The following is a 14,989-nucleotide window of genomic DNA, read 5'->3' as shown; positions in this document are numbered from 1 at the left end:
CGACCACCCGGCCACCCGACCGCCAGACCACCCGGCTGCCCTCAGCGCATCGTCACCGCAAGAGCACCCCCGCCGCTTCCGCCGCCGTATCCGACGGGACGGTCACCAGGCCCGTCTCCGCCGGCGAGGCGAGCAGCCGGTGGGCGGGCAGGATACGGACCGTGTAGCCGTAGGGGCCCGTGCGGTCGAGGGAGAGCGGGCCCTCGTACGCCCAGCGGCCGTCCAGGTCCGGGCCGCCGGCCGGCTTGAGGGCCACCGTCGTCGCGTCGGTGATGCGGTCGTCGGAGCCGACGCGGCCGGCCACCGCCTGGACCTCGACGTCCTCGGGACCGAGCTCGTCGAGCGCCACCCGCACGCGCAGCACCAGCGTCGCGCCGAGCTCGGCCGTGGCCGTGGACGCCTCCACATGGTCGACGGCCACCCGGGGCCAGGACGCGCGGACGCGGGACTTCCACCGGGCGAGTTCGCTCGCCGCCTCGGGGGTGAGCGCGCGGCCCGAGCGGGCCGCGGGAGCGTACAGCTTCTCGACGTACTCGCGGACCATGCGCCCGGCGAGGACCTTCGGGCCCAGATGGGTGAGGGTGCGGCGGACCATCTCGATCCAGCGGTCGGGCAGCCCTTCGGGTCCGCGCTCGTAGAAGCGGGGCGCAACCCTGCGCTCGACGAGGTCGTAGAGGGCCGCGGCCTCCAGGTCGTCGCGCCGCTGCTCGTCGGTCGCGGTGCCGTCCGCGGTGGGGATCGCCCAGCCGAAGTCGGGCGTGAACCATTCGTCCCACCAGCCGTCGAGGACGGAGAGGTTGAGACAGCCGTTCAGGGCGGCCTTCATGCCGGACGTCCCGCAGGCCTCCAGGGGACGCAGCGGGTTGTTGAGCCAGATGTCGCAGCCGGGGTAGAGCTTCTGCGCCATGGCCATTCCGTAGTCCGGCAGGAACACGATGCGGTGGCGCACGCGCGGGTCGTCGGTGAAGCGCACCAGCTCCTGCACGAGGCGCTTGCCGCCGTCGTCGGCCGGGTGTGCCTTGCCCGCGACGACGATCTGGACGGGCCGGTCCGGGTCGAGGAGGAGGCGCCTGAGCCGTTCCGGGTCGCGCAGCATCAGGGTGAGCCGCTTGTAGGAGGGGACGCGGCGGGCGAAGCCGATGGTGAGGACGTCGGGGTCGAGCACCCCGTCGATCCAGCCCAGTTCCGCCGCGCCCGCGCCGCGCTGGCGCCAGGACGCGGCAAGGCGCTCGCGGACCTCTTCCACCAGACGGCCGCGCAGCTCGCGCCGCAGGTCCCAGATGTCCTGGTCGGCGATGTCGGCGACGGCGTCCCAGCGGTCGGATCCGGCGACGGCGAGCGCGTCCAGGGTGCGCTGTTCACCGACGTGGCGCGCGCCGAGCCGCAGGACCTCGGGGGCCACCCAGGTCGGCGCGTGCACGCCGTTCGTGACGGAGGTGATGGGGACCTCCTCCGCGTCGAAGCCCGGCCACAGGCCCGAGAACATCTCGCGGCTGACCCTGCCATGCAGGGTGGAGACGCCGTTGGCGCGCTGGGCGAGGCGCAGGCCCATCACGGCCATGTTGAAGACGTTCGGGTCGCCGCCCGCGTACGTCTCCATGCCGAGGCCGAGGATGCGTGCGGCGTCGATGCCGGGGAGTTCGGCGCCGGGGCCGAAGTGGCGGGCGACGAGTTCCCGGTCGAAGCGGTCGATGCCGGCGGGGACGGGGGTGTGCGTGGTGAAGACGGTCCCGGCGCGTACGGCTTCGATGGCGGCGTCGAAGTCCACGCCGTGTCCGGCCAGCTCATGGATCCGCTCGACCCCGAGGAAACCGGCATGCCCCTCGTTCGTGTGGAACACCTCGGGCTCGGGATGGCCGGTGAGCCGGCAGTACGCGCGCACGGCCCGCACCCCGCCGATGCCGAGCAGCATCTCCTGGAGGAGCCGGTGCTCGCTGCCGCCGCCGTAGAGCCGGTCGGTGACGTCGCGTTCACGGGGGCCATTCTCCTCGACGTCCGAGTCGAGCAGCAGCAGGGGCACGCGGCCGACCTGCGCCTGCCAGACGCGGGCGAGCAGCCGGCCGCCGCCGGGCAGGGCGAGCGCGACGCGGCAGTCGGTGCCGTCCGGTTCGCGCAGCGGGGTCAGCGGCAGTTCGTGCGGGTCGAGCACGGGATAGTGCTCCTGCTGCCAGCCGTCCCTGGACAGGGACTGCCGGAAGTAGCCGTGCCGGTAGAGGAGTCCTACACCGATCAGCGGCACCCCGAGGTCGCTGGCCGCCTTGAGGTGGTCGCCGGCGAGGATGCCGAGGCCGCCCGAATACTGGGGCAGGGCGGCGGTGATGCCGAACTCGGGCGAGAAGTATCCGATGGCGGCGGGCAGGCCGCCGCTCCGCATCTGCGTCTGGTACCAGCGGTCGCCCTCCACATAGGACCTGAGGTCGTCCGCGGCCTCGCCGAGCAGGCGCAGGAACCCCTCGTCGGTCGCGAGTTCGGCGAGCCGCGCGTGCGGCACGGCGCCGAGGAGTCTCACCGGGTCCCCGTCGGCCGCGGCCCAGCGCGCCGGGTCCACGGCCTGGAAGAGGTCACGCGTCCCGGTGTGCCAGGACCAGCGCAGGTTGCGGGCCAGCTCTTGGAGGGGGGCGAGGGGCTCGGGCAGGACGGGACGGACGGTGAATCGACGGATGGCCTTCACGTTCTCACCTCTGTAGGGGGACGCGGCGGGCATACGCGCACACGTGCGAGGAGGACGCGCTCCGTCGAGCGGCCCCCGGCTGTCACTCCGACGGTACGGCCACCGGGCTCCGGCTACCACGGCGCACGGGGTCGCGTCGGCACCCGGTTCACGGACATCTCGGCGCATCGTGGGGGTCCTTGACGGGGAGCGGGCCGGTGCGCCGGTCGTACGCCATGAGGATGACCCGGTGCGTCGCGCCGCTCCCGGTCGCGCTGCGCCACCGCCCGCGTACCGGCCGGAGGAAGTCCGGTTTTCGCCGCAGCCTTCGCAGCATCCGCCATCGGTCCCCCACGGGCAATATGGCCGATTCCGCCCCCTCATGCGGTCTTGTAGGGCCTGACACCGCACGAGAGGCTGCCAAGCGGTGTGCGTGGATTCCCGGCCGTCAGGACCGGCGGCCGCGCAACTCCGGTCCTCGCGCGCCGAGTCGAGGAGGGGAACTCACGACATGAATCCGACGCGCAAGAGGCGGCTGCGCCGGTCGGGCGCGCTCATCGCCGCGACCACGGCAGCGGTGCTCTCGGCCGGCACGCTGCCCGCGCATGCCGCGCCCCCGCTGGGACGGATACTCGGCGCCGGTGAGCCCGGCGCCGTCGCGGACAGTTACATCGTGACGCTCAAGGGGGGAACGCAGGCACCGTCCGGCACGGGCAAGGGCCTCGCCGAGAAGTACGGGGCGAAAATACGCCACACCTACAGCACTGCACTGAACGGGTACGCCGTACGGGCGGGCGAGACCCAGGCCAGAAGGCTCGCGGCCGATCCGTCGGTCGCCGCGGTCGTCCAGGACTCGCGGGTCTCGCTCGACCACACGCAGAAGAACCCGCCGTCCTGGGGGCTCGACCGCATCGACCAGGGCGATCTGCCGCTCGACAAGTCATACACCTGGCCCGAGTCCGCGGGCTCGGGCGTGACGGCGTACGTCATCGACACCGGCATCCGGATCTCGCACCGGGACTTCGGCGGCCGGGCGCACTACGGCTGGGACTTCGTCGACGGCGACGCGACCGCCCGGGACGGCAACGGCCACGGCACGCATGTGGCCGGAACCGTCGCCGGGGCGGGCTACGGCGTCGCGAAGAAGGCGGACGTGGTCGCGGTGCGCGTGCTCGACGACGCGGGCTCCGGGACGACCGCCCAGGTCATCGCGGGCATCGACTGGGTGACGAAGAACGCGCGCAAACCGGCCGTCGCGAATCTGAGCCTCGGCGGCTACGCCAACGCCCAGCTGGACGCGGCGGTGCGGAACTCCATCGCCTCCGGCGTCACGTACACGGTCGCGGCCGGCAACGACGGCCTCCCGGCGAGCCTGTACTCGCCGGCCCGCGTAAAAGAAGCCATCACGGTCGGCGCGACCGACCGCACGGACCGGCGCGCCGACTTCTCGAACTGGGGCAGCCGGGTCGACCTGTTCGCGCCAGGCGTCGACATCACCTCGGCGTCGTACGCGAGCGACACGGGGAGGGCGACCTTCTCCGGTACGTCGATGGCGTCGCCGCACGCGGCGGGTGCGGCCGCGCTGTACCTGTCCGGCCACCCCTCGGCGGGCCCGGCCGAGGTGAGCCGGGCGCTGACGGGGCGCGCGGCGACGGGCCGGGTGACGGACACCCAGCCCGGCTCACCGAACAAGCTGCTCCAGGTCAACAACCCGTAATCGAAAGGTGAGTTCATGGTCCGGTCCCGTCGTTCGCGGCGGGGCCGGGCTTGTCTGTGTGCTTACGCGCGAGTAGTTAACAAAGCGCCGGATTGCCCGCCCTGCGACCGTGGAAGGCTCCCCCGGTACACACTGCGCGACCCTCGTCGTCACCCCCGTTTCCGCAAGCCGAACCCCCGCGGTCAGGAGCGGTCATGCCCGCACAGAGTCCCTCGCCGAAGCCGCACACGGAACCGGCGAAGCAGTCGGCCAGAAGCGCGACATCACAGAAACCACCGGGCCGGCGGCGCCCACCTGTCACCTCCGCCGCCACCACGCTCGGACGGATCCCCGTCCTGGACGTCCAGCCCCTCGTGGACCACGGCCGCAGGCCCGCCAAGGCGGTGGCGGGCGAGTCCTTCCAGGTCAGCGCCACCGTCTTCCGCGAGGGCCATGACGCGGTCGCCGCGAACGTGGTGCTGCGCTCGCCTCGCGGCCACAAGGGCCCATGGACCCCGATGCGCGAACTGGCCCCCGGCACCGACCGCTGGGGCGCGCAGATCACGCCCACGTCGCAGGGCCGCTGGACCTACTTCGTCGAGGCGTGGGGCGACCCGGTCACCACCTGGCGCCGCCACGCGCAGATCAAGGTCCCGGCGGGCATCGACACCGAACTCGTCCTGGAGGAAGGCGCGTTGCTGTACGAGCGCGCCGCCGAGGGCGTACCGCAGCGCAAGGGGCAGCGCGAGACGGTGCTGCGCGCCGCCGCCGCACTCCGGGACACCGGGCGCCCGGCCGCGGCCCGCCTGGCCGCCGCGCTCACCCCGAAGGTCGACGAGGTCCTGACCCGCCACCCGCTGCGCGAGCTGGTCACCGGCTCCGACCCGCTGCCGCTCCTCGTGGAGCGCGAGCGTGCGCTGTACGGCGCGTGGTACGAGTTCTTCCCGCGCTCGGAGGGCGCACTCGTGCGCGAGGGGGAGCCGCCGGTGTCCGGCACGTTCCACACCGCCGCGAAGCGCCTGCCGGCCATCGCCGCGATGGGCTTCGACGTCCTCTATCTGCCGCCGATCCACCCCATCGGCACCACGTACCGCAAGGGCCCCGACAACTCGCTCTCCCCGGGGCCGCACGACGTGGGAGTCCCCTGGGCGATCGGCTCGCCGGAGGGCGGTCACGACGCGATCCACCCGGATCTCGGCACCCTGGACGACTTCGACGCGTTCGTGAGCCGGGCCGCGGACCTGGGCCTGGAGATCGCGCTGGACTTCGCGCTCCAGTGCTCGCCCGACCATCCGTGGGTGGACAAGCACCCCGAGTGGTTCCACCACCGGCCGGACGGCACGATCGCGTACGCCGAGAACCCGCCGAAGAAGTACCAGGACATCTACCCGATCGCCTTCGACCAGGACATGCCGGGACTGATCGCGGAGACGACCCGCGTCCTGCGCTTCTGGATGGACCACGGCGTACGCATCTTCCGCGTCGACAACCCGCACACCAAGCCCGTCGTCTTCTGGGAGCGGGTCATCAAGGGGATCAACCGCACCGACCCCGACGTGATCTTCCTGGCCGAGGCGTTCACGCGCCCCGCGATGATGCGCACCCTCGCGCAGGCGGGCTTCCAGCAGTCGTACACCTACTTCACCTGGCGCAACTCGAAGCAGGAACTCACCGAGTACGCCACGGAGTTGGCGAAGGACACGGCCGCGTACATGCGTCCCAACTTCTTCGTGAACACCCCGGACATCCTGCACGCCTACCTCCAGAACGGCGGGCGCCCCGCGTTCGAGGTGCGCGCGGTCCTGGCCGCCACGCTCTCCCCCGCCTGGGGCGTCTACAGCGGCTACGAACTGTGCGAAAACGCCCCGCTACGGCCCGGTAGCGAGGAGTATCTGCATTCGGAGAAGTACGAACTCCGGCCGCGCGACTGGGAGTCGGCCGAGCACGAGGGGCGTTCGATCGCCCCCCTCATCACCCGGCTCAACGACATCAGGCGCCGCAGCCCCGCCCTGCGCCGGCTGCGTGACGTGCACTTCCACCACACCGACAAGGACACGGTGATCGCGTACTCCAAGGCGGTCGCGGGAGCGCACGGCTCGAACACGGTTCTGGTGGTCGCCAACCTCGACCCTCACCACACCCAGGAGGCGACGGTGTCGTTGGACATGCCGCAACTGGGACTCGGCTGGCACGAGTCCGCACCGATGCGCGACGAGCTCACCGGTGAGACCTACCACTGGGGCAGGGCCAACTATGTGCGCCTCGAGCCGGGCCGTACGCCCGCGCACATCCTCACCGTCCTGCGACCGTCCTCACCGTTGATCGGAGGGTCACCCACACCATGACCGTCAATGAACCCGTCCCTGACACCTTCGAGGACACCCCCGCCAAGGACCGCGATCCCGACTGGTTCAAACGCGCCGTCTTCTACGAGGTCCTCGTCCGCTCCTTCCAGGACAGCAACGGCGACGGAGTCGGCGACCTCAAGGGCATCACCGCGAAACTGGACTACCTCCAGTGGCTCGGCGTCGACTGCCTGTGGCTGCCACCGTTCTTCAAGTCCCCACTGAGGGACGGCGGTTACGACGTGTCCGACTACACAGCCGTCCTGCCCGAGTTCGGCGACCTGGCCGACTTCGTGGAGTTCGTCGACGCCGCGCACCAGCGCGGGATGCGCGTGATCATCGACTTCGTCATGAACCACACGAGCGACCAGCACGAGTGGTTCCAGGAGTCCCGCAAGGACCCCGAAGGGCCGTACGGCGACTACTACGTCTGGGCCGACGACGACAAGAGTTACGAGGACGCGCGGATCATCTTCGTCGACACCGAGGCGTCCAACTGGACCTTCGACCCGGTGCGCAAGCAGTACTACTGGCACCGCTTCTTCTCCCACCAGCCGGATCTCAACTACGAGAACCCGCGCGTCCAGGAGGAGATCATCTCGGCCCTGCGCTTCTGGCTGGACCTCGGCATCGACGGCTTCCGGCTCGACGCCGTGCCCTACCTCTACGCCGAGGAAGGGACGAACTGCGAGAACCTGCCGGCCACGCACGAGCTCCTCAAACGGGTCCGCAAGGAGATCGACGCGCACTATCCGGACACGGTGCTGCTGGCGGAGGCCAATCAGTGGCCCGAGGACGTGGTCGACTACTTCGGCGACTACGCCTCCGGCGGCGACGAGTGCCACATGGCGTTCCACTTCCCGGTCATGCCGCGCATCTTCATGGCGGTGCGCAGGGAGTCGCGGTATCCGGTCTCGGAAATCCTCGCCAAGACCCCTGCCATTCCGTCGAGTTGTCAGTGGGGCATCTTCCTGCGCAACCACGACGAGCTCACGCTCGAAATGGTCACCGACGAAGAGCGCGACTACATGTACGCGGAGTACGCCAAGGACCCGCGCATGCGGGCCAACATCGGCATCCGCCGCCGCCTCGCGCCCCTCCTCGACAACGACCGCAACCAGATCGAGCTCTTCACCGCTCTGCTGCTCTCTCTGCCGGGCTCGCCGATCCTCTATTACGGCGACGAGATCGGCATGGGCGACAACATCTGGCTCGGCGACCGCGACGCCGTCCGCACACCGATGCAGTGGACCCCGGACCGCAACGCGGGCTTCTCCTCCAGCGACCCGGGCCGCCTCTCCCTGCCCACGATCATGGACCCGGTCTACGGCTACCAGGTGACCAACGTCGAGGCGTCCATGACCTCGCCGTCGTCACTGCTGCACTGGACCCGGCGGATGATCGAGATCCGCAAGCAGAATCCGGCGTTCGGCCTCGGCTCGTACACGGAACTCCCGTCGACGAACCCGGCGGTGCTCGCCTTTCTGCGGGAGGCCCCCGCATCAGGGGAGGAAGGGGACGACCTCGTCCTGTGCGTGCACAACTTCTCGCGCTTCGCCCAGCCCACCGAACTCGACCTCCAGGCCTTCACCGGCCGCCACCCGGTCGAGCTGATCGGCGGGGTGCGCTTTCCGGCCATCGGTGAACTGCCATATCTCCTCACCCTCGCAGGTCACGGCTTCTACTGGTTCCGGCTGCGCAAGGACGCCTGAACGCCGCCCGGGGAGGGCCGGTTTCCGCCGCCCCTCCCTGGGCACCCATCACCACACACCCCGACACGTCCCGCTCGTTCTGCCTCTGCCGCATTTCCGGGACGCCGCCCCGCACCCAGTCGCGGCCCGCCCCGGGGAAAGGACGTGACGCCATGCCGGATGCCGTCACCCGAACCGGCCCGACCGCGCGACCCGAACTGCTCGCCTCGCTGGACCCGCCCCTGCGCGCGTGGCTGCCCCGGCAACGCTGGTTCGCGGGCAGAACAGCACCCGCCCTCACCCTGCTCGCCGCGACGGACCTGCTGCCGGTCACGGCACGCCAGCCGGGCCTGATCCACGCCCTTGTGCGCATCGAGCCCACCCAGGACACGTACCAACTCCTGCTGGGCGTAAGGGAGTCACTGCCCCCGTACCTGGCGCCGGCCCTCATCGGCCATGTCACGCAGGGCCCCCTCGCCGGACGCACGGTCTACGAGGCCCTGCTCGACCCCCGCCTGACGGACCTCCTCCTGGAGCGGCTGCGCCACCCGGGCCGCCTGGACGGACTCCGCTTCGCGCACGACGGCGAGACGCCGATCCCGCCGGGCCTCGCTCCCCGCCCCCTCGACGCGGAGCAGTCCAACTCGTCGGTCATCTACGGAGATACGTTCATCCTCAAGGTGTTCCGCCGGGTGACGCCGGGCCTCAATCCGGACCTGGAACTCCAGCGCGCGCTGGCCGACGAGGGCTGCGGACGCGCGCTCGCCCCGGTGGCGTGGTTCGAGACGACGGACGACGACCCGCTCTCGCTCGGCCTGCTCCAGCCCTACCTCACGGGCGCGACGGACGGCTGGGACCTCGCGCTCGGCGAACTGTCCAAGGGGCAGGACTTCCGCCACGAGGCCCGCGAACTGGGCCGCGCGACAGCGGAGATCCACCTCGCCCTCGCGCACGCCCTGCCGACGGTCACCCTGGGCCGCGCCCACACGGTGCAGCTGGCCCGGTCGATGAAGGACCGCCTGGACAAGGCGGTCCAGGCCGTGCCCGCCCTCCATCCCTACGCGCCCGCGCTGCACACCGCCTTCGACGCCCTCGCGGCCGACGCGACCCCCCGCACCGCCCAGCGCGTGCACGGGGACCTGCACCTGGGCCAGTGCCTGCGCTCGCCCGCCGGCGCCTGGTCGGTCATCGACTTCGAGGGCGAGCCGTCCCGCCCCCTGCCCGAACGCCGGCTGCCGCACCCGCCCGCCCGCGACGTGGCCGGCATGCTGCGCTCCTTCGACTACGCGGCCCGCACCAGCCGGCCCTGGGCGCCGGACTGGGCGCGCCAGTGCCGGGACGCGTACTGCGCGGGCTATGCGCAGGCCGCCGGCGACGATCCGCGGACGGACCCGGTCCTGCTGCGCGCCTACGAGACGGACAAGGCGGTCTACGAAGCCGTCTACGAGGCCCATCACCGCCCGGACTGGCTGTCGATCCCCTTGTCCGCGATCGACCGCCTCGCCACGGAGGCCTCCGGCCTGCCGCGCCCCCGCCCCAAAGACGCGGACGCGGCACCGCAGCACCCCATGTCCACACCGAGCCAGGAGGCCACCCCGTGACGCACGACCCCTCCCGCTCCACACCTCCCACACCCGTCACCGCCGCCCCTGCCCCCACCCCCGCCGCAGACCGTGACCGCCTCCTCGCCGGCACCCACCACGACCCGCACTCCACCCTGGGCGCGCACCCCACGCCCTCCGGCACGGCGTTCCGGGCGCTGCGCCCGTACGCCCGCGCGGTCACGGTCGTCGCGGACGGCCTCAGGGTCCGGCTGCACGACGACGGCGACGGCTTCTTCTCGGGCCTCGTGGACCTGCCCGCGCCCCCGGCCGACTACCGCCTCCTGGCCACCTACGAGGGCGCTGCCGAGCACGAGTCCCCGGACCCGTACGGGCTGGTGCCCGCCCTGTGCGAGTTCGACCTGCACCTGATCGGCGAGGGCCGGCACGAGCAGCTGTGGCAGGCGCTCGGCTCGCACCCCATGACGCATCAGGGCATCACGGGCACCCGCTTCACGGTCTGGGCGCCCAATGCCCAAGGGGTGCGCGTCGTGGGCGACTTCAACTACTGGAACGGCACCGGCTTCCCGATGCGCTCGCTCGGTTCCACGGGGATCTGGGAGCTCTTCGTCCCGGCCCTCGGCGAGGGTGAGCTGTACAAGTTCGAGATCACCCGCCCGGACGGCTCGAAGACGATGCGCGCGGACCCGCTGGCCCGCCGCACCGAGGTCCCGCCCGCCAACTCCTCCGTCATCGACGCCTCGCACCACATTTGGCACGACGACGAGTGGATGGCCCGCCGTGGCACGCCGCCCGCGCACGAGGCCCCCTTCTCGGTCTACGAGATCCACCTCGCGTCCTGGCGCCCAGGGCTCACGTACCGCCAGCTCGCCACCCAACTCCCCGCTTATGTAGCCGACTTGGGATTCACGCACGTAGAGCTGATGCCCGTGGCCGAGCACCCCTTCGGCGGGTCGTGGGGCTACCAGGTCACCGGCTTCTACGCCCCGACGGCCCGTATGGGCACGCCCGACGACTTCAGGTGTCTGGTCGACGCGCTGCACCAGGCCGGCATCGGCGTCCTCATGGACTGGGTGCCGGCCCACTTCCCGCGGGACGACTGGGCCCTCGCCGAGTTCGACGGCCGCACCCTGTACGAGCACGAGGACCCGCTGCGCGCCGCCCACCCCGACTGGGGCACCCTCGAGTTCGACTACGGCCGCAAGGAGGTCCGCAACTTCCTGGTCGCCAACGCCGTGTACTGGTGCGAGGAGTTCCACATCGACGGCCTGCGCGTCGACGCCGTGGCTTCGATGCTGTACCTCGACTACTCGCGCGAGCACGGGCAGTGGACCCCGAACGAGTACGGCGGACGGGAGAACCTGGACGCGGTCGAGTTCCTTCAGGAGATGAACGCGACGCTGTACCGCAGGGTCCCCGGCGTCGTCACGATCGCCGAGGAGTCGACGGCGTGGGACGGCGTGACCCGGGCGACCCACCACATCGGACCGGGCGGCTTCGGGGGTCTCGGCTTCGGCCTGAAGTGGAACATGGGCTGGATGCACGACTCGCTCGGCTACGTGTCCCACGACCCGGTCCACCGCAGCTACCACCACGACGAGATGACGTTCTCGATGGTCTACGCGTACAGCGAGAACTACGTCCTGCCGATCTCGCACGACGAAGTGGTCCACGGCAAGAAGGCGCTGGTCTCCAAGCTGCCCGGCGACTGGTGGCAGCAGCGGGCGACCCACCGTGCCTACCTGGGCTTCATGTGGTCCCACCCGGGCAAGCAACTCCTGTTCATGGGGCAGGAGTTCGCGCAGGGAGCCGAGTGGTCGGAGGCGCACGGCCCGGACTGGTGGCTGCTCGACCCGTCGTACCCTGCGGAGCCCGACCACCGCGGCGTCCGCGACCTCACACGCGACCTGAACGCCGCCTACCGCCACGCACCCGCGCTCTGGCAGCGGGACATGGACCCGGCGGGCTTCGAGTGGATCGTCGGTGACGCGGCGCAGGACAACGTCTTCGCCTTCCTGCGCCGCGCCGCCGACGGCAGCCCGCTCATGTCGGTGTCCAACTTCTCGCCGGTGGTGCGCCACGAGTACCGGCTCGGTGCCCCCGAGGACGTACCGGCCTGGCACGAGGTCCTCAACACCGACGCGGCCCGTTACGGCGGCGGCGACGTCGGCAACCCGGACCCGGTCAAGCCGGACGCCCAGGGTGCCCACGGGCGTCCGGCCAGTGTCCGGCTCACGCTCCCGCCGCTCGCGACGGTGTGGCTCAGGCCTGCGTGACCGGGACAGCCCTCAGCACGCCGCGCAGCGACTCGGGCAGCTCCCCGCCGTGCACGACGCCGAGGGTCTGGGTGGCCCGGGTCAGCGCGACGTAGAGGTCACTGACGCCGTACTCGCCGGGTTCCACGACCAGTACGCGGTCGAACTCGAGCCCCTTGGCCTGCCGGGGGTCGAGCAGCACCAGGTGCTTGGTGAGGTCGGGCTCGCCGCCCGCCACGACGTCCGGCAGCACGGCGGCGAGCGCCGCGTGCAGCCGACGGGGGGCGATCACCGCGAGCCGCCCCTCCTCGGGCGTCGCGGCGACGGCCTCCTCCGCCACGGCCTGCACGACGTCGTCGGCTTCGCGCGCCCAGGGGCGCACGCCCGTCGAGCGGACCGAGGACGGCGGCTCGAAGCCGGGGTGCTCGGCGCGCAGCACGGCCGCCGCCACGTCCATGATCTCGGACGGGGTGCGGTAGTTGACGCCGAGCCGGGTGTGCTCCCAGCGGTCCTCGACGTACGGCGCGAGGATCTTCTCCCACGATCCGACGCCGGCCTCCTCAGCGGTCTGCGCGGGGTCGCCGACCAGCGTCATCGACCGCGTCGGCGAGCGCCGCATCAGCAGCCGCCACGCCATCGGCGACAGCTCCTGCGCCTCGTCGACGATGATGTGCCCGAATGCCCAGGTCCGGTCGGCCGCGGCACGCTCGGCGGCGCTGCGGTGGTCCTCCTCCTCGTACCAGTCGGCGACCCGCTCGGCGTCGACGATGTCGTGCGCGGCGAGGACCTCGGAGTCCTCCTCGTCCTCGAACTCGTACGTCTCGGAGCCGCGCGAGAGTTCCAGGACGCCCTGCGCGTAGCCGATCCGCTCCTGCCGCGCCGCTTCGGCCAGCGCGCGTTCGGCGCTGTCGTCGACGCCGAGCAGCTCGGCGGCCTCGTCGAGGAGCGGAACGTCGGCGGGGGTCCAGTCCGCCGGTCCCGTCACGTCCCGCCGGATCGCCCCCGCGTCCTCGTCGGCCAGGTGCACGGGCTCGGCCAGGAAGTCCGCGACCAGGCCCTGCGGGGTGAGCTGCGGCCACAACTCCTCGATGGCGGCGTGCACTTCGATGCTGGAGGCGACGCCCTTGCCGAGCTGGGCGAGGTCGTCGGGGCCGAGGAAGTTGGGCCCGCCGTACGGGTCGGCGCCGATGCGCTCCGCGAGCTGCGCGGTGAGCGCGTCGATGATCCGGAAGGCGAAGTGGGGGCGGGCGAGGTTGTGCGGCAGGAGCGTGTCGCGGGCGGCCTGCCGGGCCTCGTAGGCGATCTCCCAGTCGAGGACCAGGTCACCGTCGTCGTGCCGGACGATCAACGGGGCGCCGGGCTCGGGGAGCTGCTGCCGGTCGCGGGCGGCGAGCGCGAGGGCGTCCACCATGGCCTCGGCGCCCTTGACGGCGGCGGCGTGCGGGGTGTCCTCGGCGGTGGCGTGCACGCCGGGGAACAGCTCGCCGAGCGAGGCGAGCAGCACACCGGTCTCGCCGAGCGCGGGCAGAACCTCGCCGATGTAGCCGAGGAACGCGGGGTTCGGTCCGACGATGAGCACGGCCCGCTTGGCGAGGAGCTCGCGCTGCTCGTACAGCAGGAACGCCGCCCGGTGCAGCGCCACCGCGGTCTTGCCCGTGCCCGGGCCGCCCTCCACCACGAGCACGCCGCGGTGCGAGTGGCGGATGATCCGGTCCTGCTCGGCCTGGATGGTCTGCACGATGTCGCCCATGCGGCCGGTACGGGCCGAGTTCAGGGCGGCGAGCAGCACGGCGTCGCCCGTCGGGTCCTCGAACCCGGTGCGCTCCTCGTCACCCAGGTCGAGGATCTCGTCGTGCAGCTCGGTGACGGTGCGGCCCTCGGTGGTGAGGTGGCGCCGCCGCCTGATGTCCATCGGCGTGTGACCGGTCGCGAGGTAGAAGGGGCGGGCGACCGGCGCGCGCCAGTCGATCAGAATCGGGGTGTGTTCGCTGTCTTCCTCGCGAATTCCGATGCGCCCGATGTGATGCGCGGCGCCGCCCGCCTTTTCGGTGAGATCGATCCGCCCGAAGCACAGCGAACCGTCGACCGCGTTCAGCGCGGCGAGCAGGCCGGAACGCTCGACGACGAGGAGATCCCTTTCGAGCCGCGCCTGCTGGCCGGTGCCGACCGGTGTCAGGGCGTCCGAGACCGACTCCGCGGCGTCGCCGCGCAGCACATCGACGCGCGCGTAAAGCCGGTCGATGAATTCCTGCTCTTTCTTCAATTCAGCGATTTCACGCGCTTCACGGGTTGACAAAGCGGCTCCCTGCCAGGTACGGTGTGGTTATTCGGCCCCTCGTGAGGGGCCTTTTCTGTGGGCACACAGAAACACCGAATATACCCCCTGGCAGGATCCAATTGCACCCCGGGGATTTCACGGCCGCTATTCGGCCCGGTCAACAGCCCCGCGCCGACCCGGCGCGATCAGACGACCTCTGCCAGCTCCTCCAGCAGTCGCCGCTTCGGGCGTGCCCCGACCCGCGACCACACCGGCTCGCCGTCCTTGAAGACCATGAGCGTCGGCATCGACAGCACCCCGTAACGCACGGCGGTCTCCGGGTTGCGGTCCACGTCGATCACCACGACGTCGAGCCGGTCCCGCTCCTCGTCCGCGATGGAGCGCAGCACCGGCGCGAGCTGCCGGCACGGCCCGCACCACTCGGCGGTGAACTCCACCAGAACCGGCCGCCCGGCCCCCAGCACCTCCGCGCCGAAGTCCGCGTCCGTGACATCCCTCAGATCCGTACCCAC

The 14,989-nt window shown here is 71.5% G+C and carries 8 protein-coding genes; 5 read left to right on the top strand and 3 right to left on the bottom strand.

Translation table 11 applies throughout. The features are described from left to right. Positions 1-52: 52 nt before the first annotated feature. Positions 53-2,671, bottom strand: coding sequence for an alpha-glucan family phosphorylase (gene glgP, locus AC07EJ_RS09360; RefSeq protein WP_478884008.1), 2,619 nt, complete (start codon positions 2,669-2,671; stop codon positions 53-55). 490 nt (positions 2,672-3,161) lie between these two features. Between glgP and AC07EJ_RS09355 the strand changes: the two genes are divergently transcribed. The 5 genes from AC07EJ_RS09355 (at position 3,162) to glgB (ending at position 12,220) form a co-directional block, all read left to right on the top strand. Further along, the gene (locus AC07EJ_RS09355; RefSeq protein ID WP_389478290.1) at positions 3,162-4,367 is read left to right on the top strand and encodes a S8 family peptidase; all 1,206 of its coding nucleotides are present in this window, start codon (positions 3,162-3,164) and stop codon (positions 4,365-4,367) included. Positions 4,368-4,561: 194 nt separating this feature from the next. Continuing rightward, complete coding sequence (locus AC07EJ_RS09350; RefSeq protein WP_478884007.1) at positions 4,562-6,691, top strand: alpha-1,4-glucan--maltose-1-phosphate maltosyltransferase; 2,130 nt, start codon at positions 4,562-4,564, stop codon at positions 6,689-6,691. Beyond that, entirely contained in the window at positions 6,688-8,403 is a 1,716-nt protein-coding gene (treS, locus tag AC07EJ_RS09345) for a maltose alpha-D-glucosyltransferase (protein ID WP_389478287.1), read from the top strand. The genes AC07EJ_RS09350 and treS overlap by 4 nt, the downstream gene beginning before the upstream one ends. 152 nt (positions 8,404-8,555) lie before the next feature. Continuing rightward, positions 8,556-9,983, top strand: a complete 1,428-nt coding sequence (locus AC07EJ_RS09340; protein ID WP_478884006.1) for a maltokinase N-terminal cap-like domain-containing protein — start codon at positions 8,556-8,558, stop codon at positions 9,981-9,983. Next, positions 9,980-12,220 carry a 1,4-alpha-glucan branching enzyme gene (gene glgB / locus AC07EJ_RS09335; protein ID WP_478884005.1) on the top strand — a complete coding sequence of 747 codons (2,241 nt, stop codon included), beginning with the start codon at positions 9,980-9,982 and terminating at the stop codon, positions 12,218-12,220. Before AC07EJ_RS09340 ends, glgB begins: the two co-directional genes overlap by 4 nt. Here glgB and AC07EJ_RS09330 read toward each other — a convergent pair. Further along, positions 12,207-14,462: a HelD family protein gene (locus AC07EJ_RS09330; RefSeq protein ID WP_478884004.1), complete on the bottom strand. Its 2,256-nt coding sequence runs from the start codon at positions 14,460-14,462 to the stop codon at positions 12,207-12,209. The genes glgB and AC07EJ_RS09330 overlap by 14 nt on opposite strands. A gap of 200 nt (positions 14,463-14,662) precedes the next feature. Further along, on the bottom strand, positions 14,663-14,989 hold the full coding sequence (trxA, locus tag AC07EJ_RS09325) for a thioredoxin (RefSeq protein WP_393584864.1): 327 nt from the start codon (positions 14,987-14,989) through the stop codon (positions 14,663-14,665).

Source organism: Streptomyces sp. NPDC045026 (genome assembly GCF_056432625.1).
The sequence above is the reverse complement of the archived record's forward strand: the minus strand, read 5'-3'. Positions and strand labels throughout refer to the sequence as shown.